Below are 23,445 nucleotides of genomic sequence, written 5' to 3'. Positions count from 1 at the left end.
GGCCTGCCCGGAGGATCGCGGACCTCACCATTCCAGGGCCCAGGGCCGGCCCGAGCTCGCGAAGTGCCCCACGTTCACGCACTCGGTCGCCCCGACGCGCATCCGCCGGACCAGCGGCTGGTGGACGTGGCCGAAGAGCGAGTAGCGCGGGCGGGTGCGGTGGATGGCGTCCAGCAGGGCCCGGCTGCCGCGTTCGAAACGGCGCGCCACCGTGTCGTACACCAGCTCCGGCACCTCCGGCGGGATGTGCGTGCACAGCACGTCGACCTCGCCGACCGCCTCGATCTTGGCCGCGTACTCCTCGTCGCTGATCTCGTACGGCGTGCGCATCGGCGTGCGCAGTCCGCCGCCGACGAACCCGAAGACCCACCCGCCGATCTCCACCCGTTCGCCGTCGAGGACCGTCGTACCGGGTCCGGCGTATTCCGGCCACAGGGTCGGCATGTCGACATTGCCGTAGGTGGCGTACGTCGGTGCCGGGAAGGCGCCGAACAGTTCGGCGTACTGCTTGCGTACCGCCTTCTCGATGGCCGCGGCCCGGTCCGCGCCGATCCCGCTCCACAGCCGGGCCCCGAACTCGCGCGCCTCCTCGAAGCGGCGGGCGGTGCGCAGCTCGACGATGCGGTCCGCGTTCTCCGGTCCGAAGAGGTCGGGGAAGATGCCGCGCGAGTGGTCGGCGTAGTCCAGGAAGAGCACCAGGTCACCCAGGCAGATCAGGGCGTCGGCGCCCTCTCCGGCCGTGGCCAGATCGCGCGCGTTGCCGTGCACGTCGCTGACCACATGGACGCGCGTCCTTCGGTTACCGCCTCGTGTGGGTGCCATGACGATCAAGCGTAGGCGTGTGCGGCAAACGTGAACAGAGGCGGCCGGACCTGCGGTTACTGGCTAGTCCCGAAGGGGGTGGACTACTGTGCGCGAAGGAACGCCAACACGTGTGACGCATAGAACATCTCGCCGGGACCCCCTGTCGTAGAAGCCATACCGGCGGGTAACGTCCGGGCCGTCCAGTCGTGCTCAGGATTTCAACCATGACGTCTTCGAGCACCTGCCCGAGCCTTGGACCGCACCGTCGCATCACACAGAGTCGTGGCGCCGGCGCCCTATGAGGAGCAGCAGTCTTGCGCGAGTTCAGCCTTCCGGCTTTGTACGAGGTCCCTGCGGACGGCAATCTGACCGACATCGTCCGCAGAAACGCCGCGCAGCATCCCGATGTCGCCGTCATCGCCCGCAAGGTGGGCGGCACGTGGACGGACGTCAGCGCCACCACGTTCCTCGCCGAGGTGCGGGCCGCGGCCAAGGGCCTGATCGCGTCCGGCGTCCAGCCGGGCGACCGGGTCGGCCTGATGTCCCGCACCCGCTACGAGTGGACGCTGCTCGACTTCGCGATCTGGAGCGCCGGCGCGGTCACCGTTCCGGTGTACGAGACCAGCTCGGCGGAGCAGGTGCAGTGGATCCTCGGCGACTCGGGCGCGACCGCCTGCATCGTCGAGCTGGAGACGCACGCCGCCTCCGTCGAGTCGGTGCGCGACCGGCTGCCCGCGCTCAAGCACATCTGGCAGATCGACGCCGGCGGCGTCGAGGAGCTGGGGCGCGCGGGCAAGGACGTCTCGGACGAGACCGTCGAGGAGCGCAGCTCGGCCGCCAAGGCCGACGACCCGGCGACCATCGTCTACACCAGCGGCACGACCGGCCGTCCCAAGGGTTGCGTCCTGACCCACCGCGCCTTCTTCGCGGAGTGCGGCAACATCGTGGAGCGGCTGCGCCCGCTGTTCCGCACCGGCGAGTGCTCGGTCCTTCTCTTCCTGCCGCTCGCGCACGTCTTCGGGCGCCTGGTGCAGGTGGCGCCGATGATGGCGCCGATCAAGCTCGGCTGCGTCCCGGACATCAAGAACCTCACCGACGAGCTGGCCGCCTTCCGGCCGACGCTGATCCTCGGCGTGCCGCGCGTCTTCGAGAAGGTCTACAACTCGGCGCGCGCCAAGGCGCAGGCGGACGGCAAGGGCAAGATCTTCGACAAGGCGGCGGACACGGCGATCGCCTACAGCCGCGCGCTGGACACGCCCTCCGGGCCGTCCCTCGGTCTGAAGATCAAGTACAAGACCTTCGACAAGCTCGTCTACAGCAAGCTCCGGGCCGTGCTCGGCGGGCGGGGCGAGTACGCGATCTCCGGCGGCGCGCCCCTCGGTGAGCGGCTCGGCCACTTCTTCCGCGGTATCGGCTTCACGGTCCTGGAGGGCTACGGCCTCACCGAGTCCTGCGCGGCCACCGCCTTCAACCCGTGGGACCGCACCAAGATCGGCACGGTCGGGCAGCCGCTGCCGGGGTCCGTGGTGCGGATCGCGGACGACGGTGAGGTGCTGCTGCACGGCGAGCACCTGTTCAAGGAGTACTGGAACAACGAGGGCGCGACCGCCGAGGCGCTGGCCGACGGCTGGTTCCACACCGGTGACATCGGCACCCTCGACGAGGACGGGTACCTCCGGATCACCGGCCGCAAGAAGGAGATCATCGTCACGGCGGGCGGCAAGAACGTCGCCCCGGCCGTGATCGAGGACCGCATCCGGGCGCACGCGCTGGTCGCCGAGTGCATGGTGGTCGGCGACGGGCGGCCCTTCGTGGGTGCGCTGGTCACCGTCGACGAGGAGTTCCTGGGCCGCTGGGCCGAGGAGCACGGGAAGCCTGCCGGGTCCACGGCGGCGTCTCTCCGGGAGGATCCGGAGCTGCTGCGCGCGATCCAGGACGCCGTCGACGACGGCAACGCGGCGGTGTCGAAGGCGGAGTCGGTGCGGAAGTTCCGGCTGTTGCCGGCGCAGTTCACCGAGGAGTCGGGGCATCTCACGCCGTCGCTGAAGCTGAAGCGGAACGTCGTGGCGAAGGACTTCGCGGACGAGATCGAGGCGATTTATCGGGGCTGATGCCCGAGCGGCGGTTCCCTCTGTCGTCGGGGTGACGTGTCTGCTGCGTCCACTGGGCGTGGGGGCGCGTTCGTCGTAGGGTGTGGGAGGGCGTCCGTTTGTGCGGGCGCCCTTTCGCCGTACGGGGCGTTTCCCCCCTCGGCCGGGGGCCTTTTCGGCCTGCTCGCCGTGGGGGCTGGTCGCGCCGTTTCCGCGCCCCTGAACGCCCGCCCGCCGTACGGGGATCGGTTCGTCTGCGGCTTACCCGCCGTCGGGGTTGCTCGCGCCGTTCCCCGCGCCCCCAGACGCCCACCCGCCGTACGGGGTCCGGATCGTCTGCGGCTTGCTCGCCATCGTGGTTGCTCGCGCCGTTCCCCGCGCCCCTAAAAGCCCACCCCGCCGTACGGGGTCCGGATCGTCTGCGGCTTACCCGCCATCGTGGTTGCTCGCGCCGTTCCCCGCGCCCCTAAAAGCCCACCCCGCCGTACGGGGTCCGGATCGTCTGCGGCTTACCCGCCATCGTGGTTGCTCGCGCCGTTCCCCGCGCCCCTGAACGCCCGCCCGCCGTACGGCGATCGGTTCGTCTGCGGCTTGACCGCCGTGGGGGCTGGGTGCGCCGTTCCCCGCGCCCCTAAACGTCCGCCCGGTGTGCGTGGGCTAGAGGAGGGTCTTCAGGTGGGTTGCCAGGAGGTCCCAGCGCCATTTCTCCTCGATCCACGTGCGGCCCCGCTCCCCCATCCGGCGGCGGAGTTCCGCGTCGCCGAGGAGGGTGACGATCCGGTCGGCGGCCTCCTCCGGGGCGCCGCCGCGGACGACCCAGCCGGTCTCGCCGTCGAGCACGGCGTCGGGCGCGCCGCCGGAGTCACCGGCGACCACGGGAAGGCCGGTCGCGGACGCCTCCAGGTACACGATCCCGAGCCCCTCGACGTCGAGACCGCCCCGGCGCGTGCGGCACGGCATGGCGAAGACGTCCCCGGCGCCGTAGTGCGCGGGCAGCTCGGACCAGGGCACCGCGCCGGTGAAGCGGACGGAGCCGGCGACACCGGTGGCGTGGGCGAGCCGGCGCAGTTGCTTCTCGTAGGGTCCGCCGCCGACGACGAGCAGCACCGTCTCCGGCTCGGCCGCCAGGATGCGGGGCATGGCGAGGATCAGGGTGTCCTGGCCCTTGCGCGGCACGAGCCGCGAGACGCAGACCACGACCGGCCGGTCGGTGAGCCCGAGCCGGGCCCTGACCGCGTCGCCTCCCGAGTCGGGGTGGAAGGTCTTCTCGTCGACGCCGGGCGGCAGTTGGACCATGCGGGAGGCGGCCTCGGGCGTCAGCGCGGAGGCGATCCGCGAGCGCGTGTACTCCCCGAGGTAGGTGATCGTGTCCGTGGACTCGCCGATCCGGCGCAGGAGTTGCCGGGCGGCGGGCAGCTGGGCCCAGCCGGCCTCGTGGCCGTGCGTGGTCGCCACGAGCCGCCGGGCGCCGGCCTTGCGCAGCGCCGGCGCCATCAGCCCGAGCGGTGCCGCCGCCCCGAACCAGACCGACGTACAGCCGTGTTCGCGCAGCAGGTCCGCCGCCCGCCGGGTCACCGCGGGCGTCGGCAGCAGCATCGTCGTACGGTCGCGTACGACGGTGAACGGCTGCTCGGCGTCGAAGGCGGCGGTCGCCTCGGCGCCCTCGCGACCGCGCTTCCAGGTGGACGCGTAGACCACGAGCCGCCCGGGCTCCAGCCGCAGCGCCATGTTGTGCAGGAACGCCTGGATGCCGCCGGGGCGGGGCGGGAAGTCGTTGGTCACGATCAGCGTCTTGTCCATCGCGCCCGACCCTACCGAACCCCCCCTCCCGGCCGTACCGACAGCTCCGTACGGCCGTGTTTGACGGCCCTCGCACAGCCCCGCACGCCATCATGACTGCGCGGACGCACGATCCGGACGAACGGGGGCCAGGTGGGCATGACGAGCACGAGGCGGGAGGGATTCCCGTACGCGCCGCTCTTGGTCTGGGCGCTGACCAGGACGGTGCTGCTGCTGTTCGTGTTCCGGGTGTTCGTCTTCCCGGGGCCCGACGTGGCGAGCGACGTGACCGTGATCTACCAGGGCTGGTACGAGGTGCTGCGCACCGGCACCTTCCCGCTCGACGACGTCACCTGGCAGTACCCGCCCGCGGCGGCGCTCCCCGTCCTCTCCCCCGCCCTGCTGCCCTTCCTGGACTACACGTCGGCCTTCTTCGTCCTCGCGCTTCTGGCCGACCTGCTGGTGTTCGCGCTGCTCGGGTACGCGGGGCGGCGTCCCGGGAAGTCCCCGCGCGGGGCATGGGTGTGGGTGGCGGGCGTGGCGCTGCTCGGCCCGACCGTGTACGCCCGCTACGACGTGATGGTGACGGCGGTCGCCGTGGCCGCGCTGCTCGCCGGGGTGCGTCACCCCCGTGCGATGGGGGCGCTGGCGGGGTTCGGCGCGCTGCTGAAGGTGTGGCCGGTGCTGGTGCTGGTGGGGGCGGCGAAGGGCAGCGCGGGGCGGGCCTGGGGCACGGCGGCGGTGACCGTCGGCGGGCTCGGCCTGCTGGCCGGGGTGGCGATGCCCGGCGCGTTCTCCTTCCTCGCCTACCAGCGCAACCGGGGCACGGAGGTGGAGTCGCTGGGTTCCCTGGTCTTCCACGTCGCCCGGCACTTCGGCTGGGAGGGCGAGGTGCTGCTCAACTACGGCTCGGTGGAGTTCCTCGGCCCGCACGTCGGCCTGGTGAGCGGGGCGGCGCTGCTCCTCACCGCCGTCGCGTTCGGCTGGATGCTGCTGTGGCGGCTGTGCGCGAAACGCTTCCTCGCGCACACGCTCGCCGAGGCCGCCTTCGTCGCCGGGCTCATGTTCACGGTGACCAGCCGGGTGATCAGCCCGCAGTACATGGTGTGGCTGGTGGGGCTGGCGGCGGTGTGCCTGTGCTTCCGCGGCACCCGGATGACCCGGCCGGCCGCGCTGGTCCTGGCGGCGGCCCTGGTGACCGTCCTGGAGTTCCCGGTCTTCTTCTCGCACGTGGTGGCGAGCGACGCCCTCGGCGTGGCCCTGCTCGTCGCCCGCAACGGCCTCCTCGTGGCCGCCACCCTGCTCGCCGCCCGCGAGCTGTGGCGGGGCACGGTCTCCCAGCCGCCCCCGACGGTCCCCCCGCAGGCCACCCGCAGCAAGGCGTCCCTGGCCTCCTCCTGATGTCGCGCACCGCCACGCGGGGCCCTGCTGATCCCGCGGATCAGCCGAGCTGCGCGCGCAGGTAGTCCCGCCACTGCCCGGTGAACTCCTCCGGCGACGTGTGCAGGACGTCCCGCAGCGCGGCCTCGACGGCGCCGGCGCGCTGCCGGTGCTCGCCGACGGCGCGGTAGAACTCGTTCAGCCGGACCTCGCCCCAGCGGTCGGCGATCAGCCGGCAGGCCAGCCAGCCGCTCTCGTACGCCCGCGCGAGCCGCGCCGCGTCCCCGGTGAAGCCGAAGTCCGCGTCCTCGGGCAGACCGGCGGGCAGCCGCCCGTCCACCACGGCGCGCTCCAGCTCGGGGGCGACCTCGGTGGCGGGCCGCCCGCTGCCCAGGTAGCCCGCCCAGTCGGCGTAGCCCTCCGACAGCCACAGGGGCGTGGCGGCGGTGGTGTGCGCGCGGGTGGCGACGTGGGTGGTCTCGTGGGTGAGCACGACCTGCCTGCCGAGGGCGCCGAGGACGCCGTACGCCTCGGGGTTGACGATGATCCGGTCCGCGGGCGCCCGTGCCGAGGCGCCCGCCTCGCCGGTGGTGACGGCCGCGATCCCCCGGTATCCGGACGCCGCCGCGCCGAGCAGCCCGGCCATGCCGTCCAGGGACTTCGGTACGAGCACGACGACGTGCCCCGACCAGTCCGTGCCCCACGTCCGCGACACCGCGGGCACCGCGCGGTCCGCCAGCCGCGCGTATCCGCGCAGGGTCTCGGCCGACTGCCCGACGCCGAGGACGAGGCTGTGCTCCCCGCGTACGGTGCGCACGGGCCCCTGCTCCCAGAGCTGTTCGGCGGCCTTCCCGGCGGGCCGGTCGGAGACGACGTGCCAGCGGCCTTCGTCGCGGGTCAGGCGCAGGGTGCGGGCGGCGGTGAGCGGCGCCCGGTCGTAGCCCTCGATGCGGTAGCCGAGGTCGGCGTCGGCGGTGGCCGTGTCGCCGGTGCGGTGGAAGCCGGTCAGCCGGTACGACCAGGCGGCCAGCGGCACCTCGCGCAGGTTCCCGAGGGCGGTGGTCCCGGCGGCCTCGGTCCCGGTCGCCCGGTAGGCCGCCGCGTCCCGGTGCAGGACCGCCGCCGCCCGCCGGTCGAGCACGCGCTGGACGGCGTCGGCCGCGGTGTCGCGCGCCGGGCGGCCCGCGCAGCCGACCAGGGACACGAGGAGCAGCACGCAGCTCGCCACCGCCCCCGACACGCGCCCACGACCAGCCACGTTCCTGATCGTACGGGGGCCCGGCCGGGGCGTCCGCCCGCTGTCCGGGAACCCGGCCGGAACCGGACCCCCGCGCCGGGCCGTCCGGTCAGACCCGGGTCACCGAGGACACCGGCATCATGCCCACCGGGTCGTAGCGGACCGGCGCGCCCGGGTAGGGGGCGTGGATCACCTGGCCGTTGCCCATGTACATCGCGATGTGGCTCGCGTCGGACCGGTAGGCGACCAGGTCGCCGGGCTGCGCCTGGGAGAGCGGCACCTGGCGTCCGGCGTACCGCTGGGCCTGCGAGGTGCGCGGCAGCCCGACGCCGGCCTGGGCGTACGACCACTGCATCAGGCCCGAACAGTCGAAGCCGCCGGGGCCGTTGGCGCCCCACACGTACGGGCGCCCGAGCGCGGAGCGGGCTGCGGCGACGGCGGCGGCCGCGCGGCCCGAAGCCGGCGCCGCGCCGGGGTCGGGCACGCCCGCGCGTCCGGAGCGGGAGGCCCGGTCGTAGGCGGCGCGCTCGGCGTACGGCAGCGAGTTGAGCAACTCCCTCGCCTTGGCGAGCTTCCGCTCGACCGTCTTCTTGTGCCGGGCGACGGCCGCGCGGCTGCGTTCCAGTTCGGCGAGCTTGTCGCTCGCCTCGTCGCGCCGCTGGGCGAGGTCGCGCATGGCCGTCTGGAGTTCCTTGAGTTCGCCCGCCTGGTGCACGCCGATCCGGTCGAGCACGGCGGCCTTGTCGAGGTAGTCGTCCGGGTCGTCGGAGAACAGCAGGGCGAGCGAGGGGTCCATCCCGCCGGAGCGGTACTGGGCTCCGGCCAGCGACCCGAGCGCGTCCCGCATGGTGTTGATGCGCTCCTGCCGGCGGGCGATCTCGTCCTGGGCCGTGGACACCTGCTCGCGCAGGGTGTCAGCCCGCTCGTCGGCCTTGTTGTACGCCTCGGTGGCCTGTTCGGCCTGCTCGTACAGGCGGTCCACCGTGGACCGGGTGTCCTCCTCGGGCTCGGCGAGTGCCGGCACGGCCCCGAGGGCGGCGGCCGCGGCGGACAGGACGCAGACGGCGGCACCGGCCGCGCCCCGGTCGAACCCGGATGGTGCAAGGCGACGATGGGACCCCACGGGTAGCCGCTCTCCCTCCGCTGACGGACCCCCGGTGTTGGGGGAAACGCGCCAGACAGTAGCCGCGCGACTACGCACAGGCCAAAGACCCCGACGGGCACACAACGTGACGCCCCGCCTCAGACGCAGGTCATCGGCGGGGCGCGGGGTCAGCGGGAGCCGCGTCAATTCGCCCGTTTGGGCGGTACGGCGGCGGCCGTGGGAGGGCGGCCCGCCGGGGCGGGCCGCGCGCGGGACGTCAGACGCGGACGCCGAACTGGAAGGGCATGTTGCCGATCGACTCGTAGCGCACGACGGTGCCGGTGCGCGGGGCGTGGAGGACCTGGCCGTTGCCGGCGTAGAGGCCCACGTGGTGCTGGTCGCCGTAGAAGATGACCAGGTCGCCGATCTGCAGGTCGCTCTGGGAGTAGATGCGGGTGCCGGCGTTGGCCTGCGCCTGCGAGGTCCGGGGTATGCCGACACCGGCCTGGGCGTAGGCCCACGAGGTGAGGCCCGAGCAGTCGAAGGAGCTGGGGCCGGTCGCGCCGTAGACGTAGGGCGAGCCGAGCTTGGTCTGCGCGGCGGCGAAGGCCGCTCCGGCCCGGCCGGAGGCGGGCTTGGCGCCGGAGTCGAGGGCGCTGCGCTCGCTGGCGCGGGTGGCGCGTGCCTGCTCCGCGTCGAGCGCCGCCTTCTCCTTGGCCGTCAGGGTGTTGAGGAGCTTCTGCGCCTCGGCGAGCTTGCCCTGGACTTCCTTCTTCTTCTTGCCGAGCTCGGTGCGGGTGTCGGCGAGGTCCTTGAGCTTGGCGGAGGCTTCCTGGCGCTGCTGGGAGAGCGAGCGCTGCTTCTCCTGGATCTTCTTCAGCGCCTCGACCTGCTGGCCGCTCAACTGGTCGAGCGTGGACGCCTTGTCGAGGTAGTCGTCCGGGTCCGAGGAGAGGAAGAGCTGCACGGAGGGGTCGATGCCACCGGAGCGGTACTGGGCGGTGGCCAGCGAACCGAGGCCGTCGCGCAGGTCGTTGAGCTCTTCCTGGCCGCGGGCGACGTTGTCCTGCAGGGTGCCGATCTGCTTCTCGAGCTTGTCCTGCTTCTCCTTGGCCCCGTTGTACTTCTCGGTGGCCTTCTCGGCGTCTTCGTAGAGCTTGTCGACCTTGGACTTGACCTCGTCCTTGCTCGGCTTCTCGCTCGGCGCGGCGTTCGCGGCCTGCGAGCTGAGGGCGACTGCGGCGGCAGCAGCGGTGGTGAGCACGGTCACGCGGGTGCGGCTCGGCTGCTTGGGTCGACGGTGGGACGCCACGAAGGCGAGCTCCTTCTTCCTCCAGCCGCCTGCCGATGCGCCGACGGGCGGTGTCCCTCCACCGTCACTCCCTATGAGTGATCACCCGAGCGGAGGTTCGAGGCCTGACCCTAGTGACCTTCTTGTGATCAGTTCAAATCCTCACAGGAAAAATCTCGGTCACCGACTGCATTCTTTACCGGCAACTCACGTGCAGTGATGCGCGTTTGACGCTACGTTGCGTGAAGGTTTCGCCAATTCGGGCATCAGGCCCAGACGTTACGCATGGTGCGTACGTTTCCTATGGGCCGGTAAGCACGGAAAGGCGCCTCCGCGGTCCCGGCGGCGTAAAGCGGTGTATTCGGTTCCGTCTCAGCCGCGCGAGAAGCGCTTGAGGAGCACCACCGAGGCGACCGGCCGCGCACCCGCCTTGGCGATCCCGTCGGCCACCTCGCGGTCGGTCGACACGACGATGACGGGCCGTCCCACAGGCTCGGCGCGCACCAGCTGGCGGATCAGCTCGTCCGCCGTCACCCCGGGCTTGGAGAACAGCACCCGTACTCCGCGCGGCGGCGCGAGCAGCACCGGCGCGGCCAGCTCGGCCCCGTCGAAGACGCAGGTGACCTCGGCGCCGGTCTGCGCGGCGAGCTGCGAGAGCTGGCCGAGGAGCCGCAGCCGCTGCTTCTCCAGCGGCATCTGCGGATAGCCGGTCTTGGTGACGTTGTAGCCGTCGACGACCAGATGCGCCTGGGGCAGCGCGAGCAACTGGTCGAGGATCGCGGGGTCGTCCTCGGACAGGGCGCGGGCGGCGATGTCCTTCGGCGTCATCCGTCCGGGCTCGACGGCGTCCACGGTCTCGGCGGGACGCTGGGACACCGGGGGCAGGGCGAGTTCGCGCCGCAGCCCCTGGGCCGCGTCCAGCACCGTGTCGAGCAGCAGCCGCACCCGCATGTCCTCGACGCTGCGGCCCTCGCGTGCGGCCCTGCGGGTGGCCTCCAGGGCCGCCTCGGCCTCGCCGAGCCGCGCCTTGAGCCGCCGGCCCTCGCTCTCGGCTGCGGACAGCTGGGCCTGCCCCTCGGCGCGCGCGGTCTCCATCTCGTTCTGGAGCTTACGCAGGGCCGCCTCGCCCCGCTTGACGTCACTGAGGGCGCTTCGCAGCTTGCGGTGAAGCGATTCGGCTTCCTTGCGGGCCGACTCCAACTCCGTCCGCAGCCGTTCGGTCTCGGCCCTGGTCTGGCCGCGGGCCGCCGCGAGTTCCTCGCGCAGCCGCTCCAGCTCGGCGCGGTTCTCCTCGTCGGCGCGCTCGGCGTCCGCCCGCAGGGCCTCCTCGCCCGCGGCGGTCACCAGCTTCACCCAGCCCGCGGGGCGCAACACGTAGGCCGCGGCCGCCACGTCCAGCGGGTCCGCGGCCGGAGGCGGTGAACCCGCGTCCAGGGCGCCGGTGAGCTCCGGCTGGGCCTCTCTCAGCTTCTCGGCGATGCGCTGCCTGAACAGCGGGTCCGTCTCCAGGGCCGCGGCCATGGCGTTGCCCGCGAACTTCGCCCGCCGATTGGGGGCGAAGCGCGCGTACTGCCGCAGCTGCGCGGGCAGTTCGGCCACGGTCAAACCGCCGAAGCCGTCGGAGACGATCTGTACGACCCGGCGCCGCACGCCGTCGGGCAGCGGGCGGTCGAGCACCTCGGCGGTGCCGTCGTCCGGCTCCCCGCCTGTGGTCTCCACCATCCGTCACACCCCAATTTCTCGCGGGGCCCTCCCCCACTCTCGGCTTCGCTCGAGCGGGGGGACCCCCATCGTCAGGAGCCGGCGCCCGGCCTGTCCACCAGTTCCACCTGATCCACCGCGTTGCACCAGCGGCAGCGCACCGAGTCGATGGTCTCACTGACCACCTCGCGCTCCTCGACCTTCGGCTCGCCGGCGAGGTCGAGGTGCACGTACTCGACGACCTTCGAGGAGCGGGTCACGTCGAAACGCGTGAGGTTGCCGCAGAGCATGCAGCGCCACCGCGTCTCGGCGGTCGGCAGGGGAACCGTCATCGTGGCTGTTCGCTTTCCCTCTAGTGTCCGTGATGCGCCAGCTTCCCTGGTGCGTGTGGCTCGTACCCTACGGCCTGGCGGGTCCTCGACGCTCGGCCGTCCACGCGGCGAGGCGGTCTGTGCGCTTCCGCCCGATTACGCCATGCTCTGTCGCATGACCGGTAAGTGGAGCGCGGTGATCGGCCGGAGCGTCCGGGGACAGTCCGCGCCGGTGACGTACGGACTGATCGGTGTGTGCTGCCTGATCTTCGTGATCGGCCCGGCGGCGGGACTGAACCCGGCGTACGGCACCGGGGACGACCTTTTCGCCGCCCAGCAGGCGTACTTCCGCCGCTGGGGCGTGATCCCCGCCGAGCTCCTCGACGGGCGGCCGCGCGCCCTGCTCACTCCCGCGACGGCGCTGTTCATCCACGGCAGCTGGCTCCACCTCCTCGGCAACATGCTCTTCCTCTACGTCTTCGGGGCGATGGCGGAGGAGCGCATGGGCCGCGCCGGGTTCGCCCTCTTCTATCTGGGCTGCGGGTACCTGGCCCTGCTCGGCTACGCGATCGCCAACGCCGAGTCCACACAGACCCTGGTCGGCGCGTCGGGGGCGATCTCCGCGGTCCTCGGAGCGTTCCTGTACCTGTTCCCCGGGGCCCGGGTGACCAGTCTCTTCCCGTTCCTCTTCTTCCTGCCGCTGCGCTTCCCGGCCTGGGTGGTCCTGCCCTTCTGGGCGGTCCTCCAGTGGCTCGCGGCGGGCCGCGACGACCAGGGGCCCGGGGTCGCCTACCTGGCCCACCTGCTGGGCTTCACCGCCGGGTTCCTCTGCGCCTGGGTGCGCTTCGGCCGTGCGACTAGAGTGAAAACCCCAGTGACGGCCCCCGAGGGAGAGAACCAGCCGTGATCACCGCGATCGTGCTCATCAAGACCAGCGTGGACCGGATCCCCGAGATCGCGGAGTCGATCGCGGCCCTCGACAGCGTCAGCGAGGTCTTCTCCGTCACCGGCACCTACGACCTCATCGCCATGGTCCGCGTGCAGGCGCACGACGACCTGGCCGACGTCATCCCGGGCCGCATCAGCAAGATCCCGGGCGTCGAGGGCACCGACACCCACGTCGCGTTCCGCACGTACTCCCAGCACGACCTGGAGGCGGCGTTCGCGATCGGCCTCGACTCCTGACCTGCCGGGACCGTACCGCGCCCGCCGCCTCCGGCCGCTGAGCCGTTTCTACGGCCTCAGACCGCCGGCACGCAACGCCCGTCCTGGGTCCGGTACCGCCACCGGGCGCCGTCCCGCACCAGTTCCCTCACGGCGCGGACGAAGCGCTCCACGTGCTCGTCCGGGGTGCCCGCGCCGAAGCTGACGCGGATCGCGTTCAGGGACTTCTCGCCGGGCGCGGCCTCCGGGGCCCCGCACTCCCCCTGGCTCTGCGGGTCGCTGCCGAGCAGGGTGCGCACCAGCGGGTGGGCGCAGAAGAGGCCGTCGCGCACGCCGATGCCGTACTCCGCGGACAGGGCCGCCGCGAAGTGCGAGCTGTTCCAGCCGTCGACGACGAACGAGATGACGCCCACCCGCGGGGCGTCGTCCCCGAACAGCGACAGGACCCGCACCTCGGGCACCTCGGCGAGGCCCGCGCGGACGGTGTCGATCAGGTGCTGCTCGCGGGCGACCAGGGAGTCGAAGCCGGCCTCGGTGAGCGCCTTGCAGGCCGACGCGATGGAGTAGACGCCGATCACGTTCGGGGAGCCGGCCTCGTGGCGGGCGGCGCTGTCGTGCCACTCGACGTCGACCCCGCCGTCCGCGCGCCGCGAGACCTTGCGGCTGGCGCCGCCCCCCGCGAGGTAGGGCTCGGCCTCGGTCAGCCAGTCGGCGCGGCCCGCGAGGACACCGGAGCCGAAGGGCGCGTACAGCTTGTGCCCGGAGAAGGCGACCCAGTCGACGTCCAGGTCCTTGACCGACACCGGGTGGTGCGGGGCGAGCTGGGCGGCGTCCAGGACGATGCGGGCGCCGTGCGCGTGGGCGGCGGCGGCCAGCTCGCGCACCGGCCACAGCTCGCCGGTGACGTTCGAGGCGCCGGTGACGCACACCAGGGCCGGGCCGTACGGGTCGCGGGCGGCCAGCGCGCGCTCCAGGGTGGCGACGGCCTCGTCCGGGGTGCGCGGGGCGTTCAGGTACGTCACGCGGGCGTCGCGCCAGGGCAGCAGCGAGGCGTGGTGCTCGGTCTCGAAGACGAAGACCTGGCAGTCCGCCGACAGGGCGGCGGCGAGCAGGTTGAGGGAGTCGGTGGTGGAGCGGGTGAAGACGACCTGGTCGCCGTCCCGGCAGTCGAGGAACTCGGCGACGGTCACGCGGGCGCTCTCGAAGAGGTCGGTGGAGAGCTGGGAGAGGTAGCCGGCGCCCCGGTGCACGCTGCCGTAGTACGGGGCGTACGCGGCGACGTCGTCCCAGACGCGCTGGAGGGCCGGGGCGCTGGCGGCGTAGTCCAGCGCGGCGTAGGTGACCTCGCCGCCGGTGACCAGGGGGACGGTGACATCCCGGCCGAGAACGGGCAGCGGGGCACAAACGGAACGGTCGGCGGCAGCGGTGGGGACAGACATGGCGAACTCCTGTGAGTGGCAGGCGAGATCGCTGTGCGGACAGCCCGCTCGGGGGGCGTCGACGGCACAGGAAGGAGGAGAAAAGGGTGTGCGGAGGCGGGGCTCTACGCCCTACCGCATTCGCTTGCTCACAGAAGGCTCCCTCGAACGACCAGGACCCCTGGCGGTGCTCACTCGGAAGAGTGCGAGGGGTCCGCGCTTGCCGTAGACCTCGCTGCCTACGGCCTGGTCTTCACCCGGGGCACCCCGCCACGGACGGAGGGTTGCCGGACAGCCGGCCGGGGCCTGATGGCTGTCGCTCATGACCTGGTACAGCATCTTGCCAGAAGATCTTCCACGCGCAAGGCGCGGTCCAGAATCCGGACCGCGCCCCGCCTCACCGTGTGTGCGGCTCAGGCGTTGCTGGCCGCGACCCACCGGTCCAGGGTGCGCTTCGCGGCCCCGGAGTCGACGGCCTCCGCGGCCCGTGCCATCCCGGCGCGGATCTGCTCCGCGAGCGGCCCGCTCCCCGGCTCCAGGGCGACCAGGGCCGCCGCCGCGTTCAGCAGCACCGCGTCCCGTACGGGCCCGCTCTCGCCGTTCAGCAGCCGCCGGGCCACGTCCGCGTTGTACGACGCGTCGGCGCCCCGCAGGGCCTCGACCGGGACCAGGTCGATGCCCACGTCACGCGGGTCGAAGGCGTCCTCGTGGACCTTCCCGTCGCGCACGACCCACACCCTGGACGTGGCGGTGGTGGTCAGCTCGTCGAGGCCGTCGTCGCCGCGGAACACCAGCGAGGAGTTGCCGCGTTCGGCGAAGACACCGGCGACGATGGGCGCCATCCGCAGATCGGCCACCCCGACGGCCTGGGCCTTGACCCGGGCCGGGTTGGTCAGCGGCCCCAGGAAGTTGAAGGTCGTGCGGATGCCCAACTGCCCGCGCGCGGCGGCCACATGACGCAGGGCGGGATGGAACTTCACCGCGAAGCAGAAGGTGATCCCGGCCTCCTCGGCCACCTCGGCGACCCGCTTCGGTGTCAGCTGGAGATTGACGCCCAGCTTCTCCAGGACGTCGGAGGCGCCGGACGCGCTCGACGCGGCCCGGTTGCCGTGCTTGACCACCTTGGCGCCCGTGCCGGCCACGACGATCGCCGACATGGTGGAGATGTTGACGGTCTTGGCGCCGTCGCCGCCCGTGCCGACGATGTCGACGGTCTCCCCGGGCACCTCGATCACGTTGGCGTGCTCGTACATCGCGCGGACCAGGCCGGAGATCTCCTCGACCGTCTCTCCCTTGGCCCGCAGCGCCACCGCGAACCCGGCGATCTGCGCGTCCGTGGCCTCACCGCGCATGATGCGGTCCATCGCCCAGGCCGTCTCGTCCGCGCTCTGGTCACGCCCGTCCAGGAGGCCGTTCAGCACCTGGGGCCAGGAACGGCCCGCCGCGATGTCGCCTCCAGCGGGGGTCACAGCACTCATATGCCGCTCCTGGGTCCGTAGACAGATACGAGAAGACCGTGCACGAGGTGTCACGGGCAGGGTCCACCCTATCCACGCCCGGGGACGGCAAAGAGCCCCGTCCATGCAATGGACGGGGCTCCAGCCGTGGCGACCGGTCGGGACCGGGGCGGAGGATCAGTGGTGGCCGTGGCCGCTCGTGATCTCCTTGTACTCGTCGACCGTGGGCTTGGGGATCTGGTTCTCTCCCCCGTAGTACGCGTTGCTGAGCTTCGCGCGCAGCTTCTGCGTGCCCTTGACCTTGCGCTCGACGCCGTTCTCGTCGACCGCGGGGCCGATCTCGGCCGGCTGGTACTGCTCGTGCGCGGTGAGCGTGTGCAGCGCCTCCTGGCTGAGCGGCTCGTGCACCTCGACGAACTCACCGTGCGGCAGGCGCTTGATGATGCCCGACTCGCGGCCGTGCAGCACCTTGTCGCGGTCCCGGCGCTGGAGGCCGAGGCAGATCCGCTTGGTCACGATGAACGCGATCACCGGCGCCACGAAGAACGCGATGCGGACGAACCAGGTGATCGAGTTGATCGACATGTGGAAGTGGGTGGCGAAGAGGTCGTTGCCACCACCGATCAGCATGACGACGTACCAGGTGATCCACGCGACGCCCACGGCCGTACGGGTCGGGACGTTGCGCGGGCGGTCCAGGATGTGGTGCTCGCGCTTGTCGCCGGTGACCCAGGACTCGATGAACGGGTAGACCGCGATCACGACCAGCACGAGCGGGAAGATGACCAGCGGGACGAACACACCCAGGACGAGGGTGTGGCCCCACAGGTTGATCTCCCAGCCCGGCATGGTGCGGATCAGGCCCTCGGAGAAGCCCATGTACCAGTCGGGCTGGGCGCCGGTCGACACCTGGTCCGGCCGGTAGGGGCCGAGCGTCCAGATCGGGTTGATCGAGGCGATCGCCGCGATGATCGCGATGACACCGAAGACCAGGAAGAAGAAGCCGCCCGCCTTGGCCATGTAGACCGGCAGCAGGGGCATGCCGACGACGTTCTTCTCCGTCTTGCCCGGGCCCGCCCACTGGGTGTGCTTGTGGTAGAAGACCAGGATCAGGTGCGCCACGACCAGGCCGAGCATGATGCCCGGCAACAGCAGGACGTGGATCGAGTAGAACCGCGCGACGAAGTCGCCGCCCGGGAACTCGCCGCCGAAGAGGAAGAACGACAGGTACGTGCCGACGATCGGCACGGACAGGATCGCGCCCTCCATGAAGCGGACACCGGTGCCGGAGAGCAGGTCGTCCGGGAGCGAGTAGCCGGTGAATCCGGTGAACATGCCCAGGACGAACAGCAGGAAGCCGAACAGCCAGTTGACCTCACGCGGCTTGCGGAACGCGCCCGTGAAGAACACACGCATCATGTGGACGAACATGCCGGCCAGGAAGACCAGCGCCGACCAGTGGTGGATCTGCCGGATGAGCAGACCGCCGCGCACCTCGAACGAGATGTGCATGGTCGAGTTGAACGCCTCGGACATCAGCTGTCCCTGCAGCGGGACGTAGCTGCCGTGGTACTCCACCTCGTTCATCGACGGGTGGAAGAACAGCGTCAGGTACACACCCGTGAGGATGATGATGATGAAGCTGTAGAGGCAGATCTCGCCCAGCATGAAGGACCAGTGGTCCGGGAAGATCTTGCGCATGTTGGACTTGGCGAGGGAGTAGATCCCCAGCCTGCCGTCCGCCCAGTCCGCCACCCGCTCACCGGCGGGCGCCTTCTCGCGCGAACGCGTCTCGTTGTGTGCAGTGCTCATCCGCGCTCCCAGAAAGCAGGACCGACGGGCTCTTCGAAGTCGCCGAGCGCCTGAAGGTAGCCCTCATCGTTCACACCGATGCGCAGCTGCGGCAGCGGGTGACCGGCCGGGCCGAAGATCACTCGGGCACCGTCGGAGAGGTCGAAGGTGGACTGGTGGCACGGGCACAGGACATGGTGGGTCTGCTGCTCGTACAGGGAGATCGGGCAGCCCACGTGGGTGCAGATCTTCGAGTACGCCACGATGCCCTCGTGCGACCACTCGAGCTCGCGCTTGTCCTTGATGTTGTCCGGCTGGAGCCGGACGATCATCAGGGCCGCCTTGGCGATCTCGGTCTGGAACTCCTCGTCGTGCTCCTCCAGCCCCTCGGGCTTGACGAAGGTGAGCGAACCGACGGCGACGTCAGAGGGACGCAGCGGCTCGTTCGTGTTCATGTTGACGAGCAGCTTGCCCTTGGACCACAGCGTGTGGCGCAGCTTGTCCTCGGGCAGCGGGCCCAGGTCGCGCAGCAGGACGATGCCGGACAGCGGCACCAGGGTCAGTGCCCCGAGCATGGTGTTGCGGATCAGCTTGCGACGGCCGAGCGCGGACTCCTTGGCACCCTGCCGGAAGTCGGCCATGACCTTGGCGCGCACCTCGGGCGGCGCCTCGATCGGGTGACGGTCGTCGGCGATCTCCACGTCGGACATCAGCGTGCGGGCCCAGTGGACCGCGCCCGCGCCGATGGCGAAGAGCGCGACGCCGAGCGTGGTGCCCAGCGCGAAGTTGAGTCCGCTGATGTGCCCGAGCGGCCAGATGAAGACCGACTTGTCGGCCGGGATCGTCACGAACGCGGCGATGAAGCCGATCGTGGCCAGCATCGACAGCGTGAACAGCATGGCGACCACGCGCTCGGAGCGCTTGGCGGCCCGCTCGTCGATGTCCTGGACGCGGTGCTCGTGGGGCGGCAGACCGGGGTCCGCGAACGGGTTCTGCTCGTCCGCGATGCCGACCGCAGCGTTGTGCTCGTCGGTGGCCCGCTCAGCGGGCAGGTTCTCTTCTGGAATGTCTTGGCTACTCATGACTTCTTGGCCTTTGCGGTCCGAGCGGCGACCCAGACGGCGACGGCGATGAGCGCGCCGAGTCCGAAGATCCAGCCGAACAGGCCTTCACTGACCGGCCCGAGGCCGCCCAGGTCCAGGCCGCCGGGGCTCTCGGTGTCGTCTCCGTTGACCGCGTGGAGGTACGCGATGATGTCCTTCTTGTTCTTCTCCGACATCGTGGTGTCGGGGAAGGACGGCATGTTCTGCGGGCCGGTCTGCATGGCCTCGTAGATGTGCTTCGGGTCCACGTCTTCCAGGCTCGGCGCGTACTTGCCCTCGGAGAGCGCACCACCCTTGCCGACGAAGTTGTGGCACTGCGCGCAGTTGGTGCGGAAGAGCTCGCCGCCCTTGGCGATGTCCGCACCCTCGGGGCTGTACTGGTTCTTCGTGGGCACCGCGGGACCGGCACCGAGCGAGGCGATGTACGCCGCGAGCTGGTCGATCTCGGCCTGCGAGTAGATGTTCTTCTTCTTCGGGATCTGAGCACCGGGCTGCTGGGCCGGCATCCGGCCCGTAGCGACCTGGAAGTCGACGGCGGCGGCGCCCACGCCGACCAGCGAGGGACCATCGGTGGTGCCCTCACCGCCGGTGCCGTGGCAGCTGGCGCAGCCCACGGAGTACAGCTTCTTGCCCTCGTCGATGGCGAGGGACTGGGCGGTTTCGTCGGCCTGCGCCTTGCTCGCGGGTGCGAACGCGGCGTACAGCCCCCCGGTGGCCGCCAGCGCGAGGAGTAGGACGACGACCGCCGCCAGCGGATGGCGTCGTCGTGCGGAGAGCTTTTTCACGGATTACCCCGGTGTCAGGATCTTCTGCGTCGATGCTTCGGGAATGGATCGGACCGCCTGTGCGGCGCGCCGACTACTTGATCATGTAGATCGTGGCGAAGAGGCCGATCCAGACGACATCGACGAAGTGCCAGTAGTAGGACACGACAATGGCGGCGGTTGCCTGCTCGTGAGTGAACCTTCGGGCCGCGTAGGTGCGGCCGAGGACCAGCAGGAAGGCGATGAGACCGCCCGTCACGTGCAGGCCGTGGAAGCCGGTGGTCAGGTAGAACACCGAGCCGTACGGGTCGGAGGAGAGCGAGAGCCCGTCCTTCTTGACCAGCTCCGTGTACTCGAAGACCTGACCGCCGATGAAGATCGCACCCATGATGAAGGTGACGATGAACCACATCCGGAGCTTCTTCACGTCCCCGCGCTCGGCCGCGAACACGCCGAGCTGACAGGTCAGGGAGGAGAGCACCAGGATCGTGGTGTTCGTCGCCGAGAACGGGAAGTTCAGGCTTGACGCCATTTCCTTCCAGTGATCCGGCCCGGTCACCGATCGCAGGGTGAAGTACATCGCGAAGAGGGCCGCGAAGAACATCAGCTCGGAACTCAGCCAGATGATGGTTCCGACGCTGGTGAGGTTCGGCCGATTGACCGACGGGTGCGCGTGCCCGGTTTCTACTGTCGTTGCTGTCGCCACGACCGACATTATGTCGGTCGCTTATCCCGCCCTCACCCCGGGGGGTGCCGTTCGGAGTGTCCGGGGGGTGTGTCCAGCCCGTATGGCCCATCGAAGCCCTGTCCGAACCGGTGCTGACGAGGTGTCCGAGGGAGTAGCATCCGCGCAGCGGTTCACACCCGTACGACGCCGACGTCGCCGAAGTCACGGAGGAACAATGCAGCCGACCGCCACGGTGCTGGTCTACAGCGACGACTCCAACACCCGCGAACAGGTGCGGCTCGCGACCGGTCGCAGGCCCGCCGCCGACGTTCCCCAGGTGGAGTTCGTCGAGTGCGCCACGCCCGCCGCCGTGCTGACGGAGCTGGGCAAGGGCGGGATCGACGTCTGCGTGCTGGACGGCGAGGCGGTGCCGATGGGCGGCATGGGTGTGTGCCGGCAGATCAAGGACGAGATCTTCGAGTGCCCGCCGGTCCTCGTGCTGATCGGCCGTCCCCAGGACGCCTGGCTGGCCACCTGGAGCCGTGCCGAGGCCGCGGTGACCCATCCGGTCGACCCGGTGGAGTTCGCCGCCACGCTGGCCTCGCTGCTGCGCCGCAAGGCCCTGCAGGGAACCTGACCGTCCGGCGGGCCGGGCGTGTCGCCCGCCGGCCGTTCCGGGCCTCGCGCGTCCGCGCGCGGGGGCCGTGCTGGTCACGGCCCCGCGCCCCTCGCGGGGCGCGGCGTCAGGCACTCTCCGGACGCAGCCGCGCCCGGTCCGCGGGCCGGGGTCCGTCGGGTGTGCCGCCGAGCAGCGCGCTGCCGGAGCGCCACTTGTCCCAGTCGAGGTTCCAGTCCCCGAACCCGTTTCCGAACGGGTCCATCGTGTCGCCCTCGGAGTTCTCGACCTTCACGATGTCGCCGGGGCGGACGTTCTTGAAGAACCAGGCGGCGTTGGCGGTGCTCATGCCGGTGCAGCCGTGGCTGACGTTGGCCGATCCCTGGGACCCCGTCGACCAGGGCGCCGCGTGCACGTACTCGCCGCTCCAGGTGACTCGGGTCGCGTAGTAGACGGGAAGGTCGTACGAGTCGGCGCTGCCCTCGGAGATCCCGATGCTGGTACCGCGCATCCGTACGAAGTACTCCTTGCCGAGCACTACCTTGACGCCGTTGCGGGTCTCGAAACCGGGCTTGCCGGTGGTGACGGGGATCTCGTTGATCTCCTCGTCGTTGCGGTAGACCCGCATCGTGTGCGCGGCGGCGTCGGTCAGGGCCACCACCCGGTCGCCCGTGCTGAGGCTCAGCGGTTTGGCCTCGCCGCCCCACATCCGGTCGCCGATCTTGATGCCGTCGAGGTTGGCGTGCGCCTGGATGGTGGCGTGGGCGGGCCAGTATTCCTTGGGGCGGAAGTGCAGTTGCTTGTCGTCCACCCAGTGCCAGGCGCCCTCGACGGCGGGCGTCGAGTCCACCTTCAGGGCTCGCTCCACGACGGCCCGGGACGCCTTGTCCTTGATGGGAGCGCTGAGTTCGGCGGTGACGGGCTGGCCCACGCCGTACTCGCCGGCCTTCGGCCCGAAGGTGACGTCCAGCCGCTTCTTCGCGGTGGGCCGGCTGGTGTCGAAGGCGAGGACCTTGCGGCCGGGCGCGCCGTCCTCGTTCTCGGTGCTCACCCGGACCGTGTAGTGGGCGTTCGCCGCGAGCGGTGAGGTGCTGTGCCAGCGGGAGCCGTCGGCGGCCAGTTCGCCGGCGACGTACCTGCCGGTCGCGTCCACGGCCGTGACGTCCGTGATGCGGCTCTCGGAGCCCTTGGTGGTGATCTCCAGGGGCTTGTCCGGGTCGGCCTTGCGGCTGCCGCCCGCGGGGCCGCTGAAGGCGACCTGGCCCGCCGCGTCGTACGGCTCGGCCGTGAGCTGCTTGTCGTCCGCGCTGCAGGCGACGGTGCCCGCGCCCAGGGCGGCCACCAGCACGGCGCAGCTTGCGACCGTGCGGACGCGCCGGTGGGGTGTCGAGAGGCCGAGTGCGCGCAGGCCCGAAGGGTCGAGCACGGTCGGCCTCTCGACACCGGCTCTTGCGCCTCGGAAGAACACTGTGTGGTTCATGGCCTCACGCTATGAACCCCGGCGGGCTCCGGCGCGGCGGGTGAGCCGTGCGGGGGACACCGTGTACGGCAAACGAGGGAGCCCGGACCCTCCTGACGGAGTGTCCGGGCTCCCGTGCGCTCGGCGCGTGCTACTGGGTGCGGTTCTCACCGCGGTAGTACTCGAAGACCCAGCCCCACAGACCGATGAAGATGATCGGGGCCGAGAAGTAGAGCAGCCACCAGCCGAAGACGACGCCCATGAAGGCGAAGGCGCCACCGATGCCGAGGGCGAGGGGCTGCCAGCTGTGCGGGCTGAAGAAGCCCACCTCGCCGGCCTCGTCCGCGACGTCGGCCTCCTTGTCGTCCTGCGCGAGCTGGTCGACCCGCCGGGCCGTGAAGGCCAGGTAGTAGCCGATCATGATGCTCAGACCGAAGCCGAGGAACAGTGCCGTGGTACCGGCCGGCTCCTTCGACCACACGCCATAGACGATCGCCATGACGAGGATGAAGAGGGCGAGCCAGATGAACATCTTGCCCTGGATCTTCACTTGCCGGCCTCCTTGCCACCCGTGAGGGCGCTGGCACCGTGGCCGCCGTGACCGAGCTGCTCCAGGGCGGCGATCTCCGGGTGGTGCAGGTCGAACGCCGGGGATTCGGAGCGGATCCGCGGCAGGGTGAGGAAGTTGTGGCGCGGCGGCGGGCAGGAGGTCGCCCACTCGAGCGAACGGCCGTAGCCCCACGGGTCGTCGACCTCGATCTTCTTGCCGTACTTGGCGGTCTTCCAGACGTTGTAGAAGAACGGCAGGATCGACAGGCCCAGCAGGAACGAGCAGATCGTCGAGATCGTGTTCAGGGCGGTGAACCCGTCGGCGGCGAGGTAGTCCGCGTACCGGCGCGGCATGCCCTCGGCACCCAGCCAGTGCTGCACCAGGAACGTGCCGTGGAAGCCCACGAACAGCGTCCAGAAGGTGATCTTGCCGAGCCGCTCGTCGAGCATCTTGCCGGTCATCTTCGGCCACCAGTAGTGGAAGCCGGAGAACATCGCGAACACCACGGTGCCGAACACCACGTAGTGGAAGTGCGCCACCACGAAGTACGAGTCCGAGACGTGGAAGTCCATCGGCGGCGAGGCCAGGATGACGCCGGTCAGACCACCGAAGGTGAAGGTGATCAGGAAGCCGGTGGCCCAGAGCATCGGTGTCTCGAAACTCAGTGAGCCCTTCCACATCGTTCCGATCCAGTTGAAGAACTTCACGCCGGTCGGTACGGCGATGAGGAACGTCATGAAGGAGAAGAACGGCAGGAGTACGCCGCCGGTGACGTACAT

General features: G+C 70.8%; 21 protein-coding genes and 1 riboswitch. Of the genes, 5 read left to right on the top strand and 16 right to left on the bottom strand.

Going from position 1 to position 23,445, the window contains the following annotated elements:
• Nucleotides 1-24: 24 nt before the first annotated feature.
• Nucleotides 25-780: a metallophosphoesterase gene (locus ACFYQQ_RS38790; RefSeq protein ID WP_355779893.1), complete on the bottom strand. Its 756-nt coding sequence runs from the start codon at nucleotides 778-780 to the stop codon at nucleotides 25-27.
• A gap of 338 nt (nucleotides 781-1,118) precedes the next feature.
• On the opposite strand from ACFYQQ_RS38790, the gene ACFYQQ_RS38785 reads away from it, so the two are divergent.
• The gene (locus ACFYQQ_RS38785; RefSeq protein WP_355779882.1) at nucleotides 1,119-2,915 is read left to right on the top strand and encodes an AMP-binding protein; all 1,797 of its coding nucleotides are present in this window, start codon (nucleotides 1,119-1,121) and stop codon (nucleotides 2,913-2,915) included.
• Nucleotides 2,916-3,551: 636 nt separating this feature from the next.
• Here the strand turns inward: ACFYQQ_RS38785 and ACFYQQ_RS38780 are convergent.
• On the bottom strand, nucleotides 3,552-4,694 hold the full coding sequence (locus ACFYQQ_RS38780) for a glycosyltransferase family 4 protein (RefSeq protein WP_388907228.1): 1,143 nt from the start codon (nucleotides 4,692-4,694) through the stop codon (nucleotides 3,552-3,554).
• Nucleotides 4,695-4,832: 138 nt separating this feature from the next.
• On the opposite strand from ACFYQQ_RS38780, the gene ACFYQQ_RS38775 reads away from it, so the two are divergent.
• The gene (locus tag ACFYQQ_RS38775; RefSeq protein ID WP_355794717.1) at nucleotides 4,833-6,074 is read left to right on the top strand and encodes a glycosyltransferase family 87 protein; all 1,242 of its coding nucleotides are present in this window, start codon (nucleotides 4,833-4,835) and stop codon (nucleotides 6,072-6,074) included.
• A 40-nt stretch (nucleotides 6,075-6,114) separates the two neighbouring features.
• On the opposite strand, the gene ACFYQQ_RS38770 is transcribed toward ACFYQQ_RS38775, so the two are convergent.
• The 5 genes from ACFYQQ_RS38770 to ACFYQQ_RS38750 all read right to left on the bottom strand — a co-directional run bounded on the left by ACFYQQ_RS38770 (nucleotide 6,115) and on the right by ACFYQQ_RS38750 (nucleotide 11,698).
• Nucleotides 6,115-7,311: a hypothetical protein gene (locus ACFYQQ_RS38770; protein WP_388907225.1), complete on the bottom strand. Its 1,197-nt coding sequence runs from the start codon at nucleotides 7,309-7,311 to the stop codon at nucleotides 6,115-6,117.
• An 88-nt stretch (nucleotides 7,312-7,399) separates the two neighbouring features.
• Complete coding sequence (locus ACFYQQ_RS38765) at nucleotides 7,400-8,413, bottom strand: NlpC/P60 family protein (protein WP_388907222.1); 1,014 nt, start codon at nucleotides 8,411-8,413, stop codon at nucleotides 7,400-7,402.
• A 238-nt stretch (nucleotides 8,414-8,651) separates the two neighbouring features.
• Nucleotides 8,652-9,686, bottom strand: coding sequence for an NlpC/P60 family protein (locus tag ACFYQQ_RS38760; RefSeq protein WP_356174804.1), 1,035 nt, complete (start codon nucleotides 9,684-9,686; stop codon nucleotides 8,652-8,654).
• Nucleotides 9,687-10,037: 351 nt separating this feature from the next.
• Entirely contained in the window at nucleotides 10,038-11,387 is a 1,350-nt protein-coding gene (locus tag ACFYQQ_RS38755; RefSeq protein ID WP_355781483.1) for an NYN domain-containing protein, read from the bottom strand.
• 71 nt (nucleotides 11,388-11,458) lie between these two features.
• On the bottom strand, nucleotides 11,459-11,698 hold the full coding sequence (locus tag ACFYQQ_RS38750) for a hypothetical protein (protein WP_355781480.1): 240 nt from the start codon (nucleotides 11,696-11,698) through the stop codon (nucleotides 11,459-11,461).
• Nucleotides 11,699-11,852: 154 nt separating this feature from the next.
• Between ACFYQQ_RS38750 and ACFYQQ_RS38745 the strand changes: the two genes are divergently transcribed.
• Together ACFYQQ_RS38745 and ACFYQQ_RS38740 are read left to right on the top strand one after the other, a co-directional pair.
• Nucleotides 11,853-12,584 carry a rhomboid family intramembrane serine protease gene (locus ACFYQQ_RS38745; protein WP_355781478.1) on the top strand — a complete coding sequence of 244 codons (732 nt, stop codon included), beginning with the start codon at nucleotides 11,853-11,855 and terminating at the stop codon, nucleotides 12,582-12,584.
• A complete protein-coding gene (locus tag ACFYQQ_RS38740) occupies nucleotides 12,581-12,862 on the top strand; it encodes an Lrp/AsnC ligand binding domain-containing protein (protein WP_355781475.1) in 282 nt (93 codons plus the stop codon). The genes ACFYQQ_RS38745 and ACFYQQ_RS38740 overlap by 4 nt, the downstream gene beginning before the upstream one ends.
• 56 nt (nucleotides 12,863-12,918) lie before the next feature.
• Here ACFYQQ_RS38740 and ACFYQQ_RS38735 read toward each other — a convergent pair whose 3' ends face one another.
• The 6 genes from ACFYQQ_RS38735 to ACFYQQ_RS38710 form a co-directional block, all read right to left on the bottom strand.
• Nucleotides 12,919-14,280, bottom strand: coding sequence for an aminotransferase class V-fold PLP-dependent enzyme (locus ACFYQQ_RS38735; RefSeq protein ID WP_355781472.1), 1,362 nt, complete (start codon nucleotides 14,278-14,280; stop codon nucleotides 12,919-12,921).
• Nucleotides 14,281-14,470: 190 nt separating this feature from the next.
• Nucleotides 14,471-14,587: riboswitch (SAM riboswitch) on the bottom strand.
• Nucleotides 14,588-14,672: 85 nt separating this feature from the next.
• Nucleotides 14,673-15,737, bottom strand: a complete 1,065-nt coding sequence (trpD, locus tag ACFYQQ_RS38730; protein WP_355781469.1) for an anthranilate phosphoribosyltransferase — start codon at nucleotides 15,735-15,737, stop codon at nucleotides 14,673-14,675.
• A gap of 156 nt (nucleotides 15,738-15,893) precedes the next feature.
• Entirely contained in the window at nucleotides 15,894-17,528 is a 1,635-nt protein-coding gene (locus ACFYQQ_RS38725; protein ID WP_355781466.1) for a cytochrome bc complex cytochrome b subunit, read from the bottom strand.
• Entirely contained in the window at nucleotides 17,525-18,589 is a 1,065-nt protein-coding gene (locus ACFYQQ_RS38720; protein ID WP_355781463.1) for a Rieske 2Fe-2S domain-containing protein, read from the bottom strand. The genes ACFYQQ_RS38725 and ACFYQQ_RS38720 overlap by 4 nt, the downstream gene beginning before the upstream one ends.
• A complete protein-coding gene (locus ACFYQQ_RS38715) occupies nucleotides 18,586-19,395 on the bottom strand; it encodes a c-type cytochrome (protein WP_355781460.1) in 810 nt (269 codons plus the stop codon). Before ACFYQQ_RS38715 ends, ACFYQQ_RS38720 begins: the two co-directional genes overlap by 4 nt.
• 73 nt (nucleotides 19,396-19,468) lie before the next feature.
• Complete coding sequence (locus ACFYQQ_RS38710; protein WP_355781457.1) at nucleotides 19,469-20,089, bottom strand: heme-copper oxidase subunit III; 621 nt, start codon at nucleotides 20,087-20,089, stop codon at nucleotides 19,469-19,471.
• Between the two features lie 187 nt (nucleotides 20,090-20,276).
• Between ACFYQQ_RS38710 and ACFYQQ_RS38705 the strand changes: the two genes are divergently transcribed.
• A complete protein-coding gene (locus tag ACFYQQ_RS38705) occupies nucleotides 20,277-20,678 on the top strand; it encodes a hypothetical protein (protein ID WP_355781454.1) in 402 nt (133 codons plus the stop codon).
• Nucleotides 20,679-20,784: 106 nt separating this feature from the next.
• Here the strand turns inward: ACFYQQ_RS38705 and ACFYQQ_RS38700 are convergent, their stop codons facing one another.
• The 3 genes from ACFYQQ_RS38700 to ACFYQQ_RS38690 all read right to left on the bottom strand — a co-directional run.
• Entirely contained in the window at nucleotides 20,785-22,137 is a 1,353-nt protein-coding gene (locus ACFYQQ_RS38700) for an Ig-like domain-containing protein (RefSeq protein WP_356174793.1), read from the bottom strand.
• Nucleotides 22,138-22,267: 130 nt separating this feature from the next.
• Nucleotides 22,268-22,666: a cytochrome c oxidase subunit 4 gene (locus ACFYQQ_RS38695; protein WP_355793080.1), complete on the bottom strand. Its 399-nt coding sequence runs from the start codon at nucleotides 22,664-22,666 to the stop codon at nucleotides 22,268-22,270.
• Nucleotides 22,663-23,445 (bottom strand): cbb3-type cytochrome c oxidase subunit I (locus tag ACFYQQ_RS38690; RefSeq protein ID WP_388907213.1); only part of this gene is annotated, 783 nt, incomplete at its 5' end. The genes ACFYQQ_RS38695 and ACFYQQ_RS38690, both read right to left, overlap by 4 nt.

The organism is Streptomyces sp. NPDC005496 (genome assembly GCF_042872045.1).
In the GTDB taxonomy this organism is placed as follows: domain Bacteria; phylum Actinomycetota; class Actinomycetes; order Streptomycetales; family Streptomycetaceae; genus Streptomyces.
Note: the sequence above shows the minus strand (reverse complement) of the source record. Positions and strands in the feature narration are given on the sequence as shown.

Bases quoted from the DNA above. Each gene is read 5' to 3' on its own strand.
- trpD (WP_355781469.1), bottom strand. From the start codon at position 15,737: ATGAGTGCTGTGACCCCCGCTGGAGGCGACATCGCGGCGGGCCGTTCC.
- ACFYQQ_RS38725 (WP_355781466.1), bottom strand. From the start codon at position 17,528: ATGAGCACTGCACACAACGAGACGCGTTCGCGCGAGAAGGCGCCCGCC.
- ACFYQQ_RS38735 (WP_355781472.1), bottom strand. From the start codon at position 14,280: ATGTCTGTCCCCACCGCTGCCGCCGACCGTTCCGTTTGTGCCCCGCTG.
- ACFYQQ_RS38780 (WP_388907228.1), bottom strand. From the start codon at position 4,694: ATGGACAAGACGCTGATCGTGACCAACGACTTCCCGCCCCGCCCCGGC.
- ACFYQQ_RS38705 (WP_355781454.1), top strand. From the start codon at position 20,277: ATGCAGCCGACCGCCACGGTGCTGGTCTACAGCGACGACTCCAACACC.
- ACFYQQ_RS38700 (WP_356174793.1), bottom strand. From the start codon at position 22,137: ATGAACCACACAGTGTTCTTCCGAGGCGCAAGAGCCGGTGTCGAGAGG.
- ACFYQQ_RS38750 (WP_355781480.1), bottom strand. From the start codon at position 11,698: ATGACGGTTCCCCTGCCGACCGCCGAGACGCGGTGGCGCTGCATGCTC.
- ACFYQQ_RS38755 (WP_355781483.1), bottom strand. From the start codon at position 11,387: ATGGTGGAGACCACAGGCGGGGAGCCGGACGACGGCACCGCCGAGGTG.
- ACFYQQ_RS38720 (WP_355781463.1), bottom strand. From the start codon at position 18,589: ATGAGTAGCCAAGACATTCCAGAAGAGAACCTGCCCGCTGAGCGGGCC.
- ACFYQQ_RS38745 (WP_355781478.1), top strand. From the start codon at position 11,853: ATGACCGGTAAGTGGAGCGCGGTGATCGGCCGGAGCGTCCGGGGACAG.
- ACFYQQ_RS38710 (WP_355781457.1), bottom strand. From the start codon at position 20,089: ATGTCGGTCGTGGCGACAGCAACGACAGTAGAAACCGGGCACGCGCAC.
- ACFYQQ_RS38775 (WP_355794717.1), top strand. From the start codon at position 4,833: ATGACGAGCACGAGGCGGGAGGGATTCCCGTACGCGCCGCTCTTGGTC.